The organism is Streptomyces sp. ME19-01-6, from assembly GCF_033793745.1.
Taxonomy (GTDB): domain Bacteria; phylum Actinomycetota; class Actinomycetes; order Streptomycetales; family Streptomycetaceae; genus Streptomyces.
Genome location: NZ_JARAXF010000125.1, coordinates 1 through 759, shown reverse-complemented (window position 1 = coordinate 759; position 759 = coordinate 1). Strand labels below are relative to the sequence as shown.

1 protein-coding gene is annotated in these 759 nt (G+C 68.0%); it reads right to left on the bottom strand.

Annotation, left to right across the window (positions count from 1 at the left end; genetic code table 11):
- Positions 1 to 33 precede the first annotated feature (33 nt).
- Positions 34 to 759 (bottom strand): transposase (locus PV419_RS52950; protein WP_319701259.1); only part of this gene is annotated, 726 nt, incomplete at its 5' end.

Genomic DNA, 759 nt, shown 5'->3' with positions numbered 1-759 from the left:
AGGACTCTGCTGGCAAAGGCGTAATTCGGGCGCTCAGGCCGCGAGGATGAGGGCTTCGAGGTGGGAGGTGCGGGTTCCGCCGAGAGGGGTGCCGGTCAGCCATCGGTCAATGCGGATGAGGTTGAGTGCGGTGGCGGCGAAGACGTGGCCGAGGCGGGTCGTGGGCAGATTGCGGTAGCGGGTGCGGCGGAGGGCGGTGACGCGGACGGCCTGGGAGATCGTGCCTTCGACGCCGGCCCGGATCGCGTAACGGTCCTTCCATTCGTCGGTCTCCTGGGCCTGGCGGACGGCTTCGAGGGCCTCGTGCCGTTCTCGTGGCAGGAAGGTGATGCCTCTGCCCCGGCGCCCGGACGGGGGCTTGGTGCACGACGTCTGCTTCGGGCAGGGGCGGCAGTGCTCGGCGGAGAAGAACACCTTGAGGACCGGAGTGCCGTTGCGGTGGTGCTTCTGTTCCCACCACTCGAAACTTCGGTGCCCTCCTGGGCAGACTGCGCTCTCGTCGTCCCAGTCGATGGTGAAGTCAGCGCGGGAGAAGCCCTGATCCTCTCGGGACTGGCGGCTGCTGTCGTGCGGGGCCGGACCGAGCAGTTCCATACCCCGCTCGGTGGCGGCCAGGAACAGGGCGGCTGTGGTGTAGCCGGCATCCACGACATGCACGTCCGGCAGCAACTCCCGTTCCGCGAGCGTCTGGTGGACCGGTTCGGTCATCTCCGTGTCGGCCACCACAGCGTCGGTGGTGACCACCTGCGTGATCACATG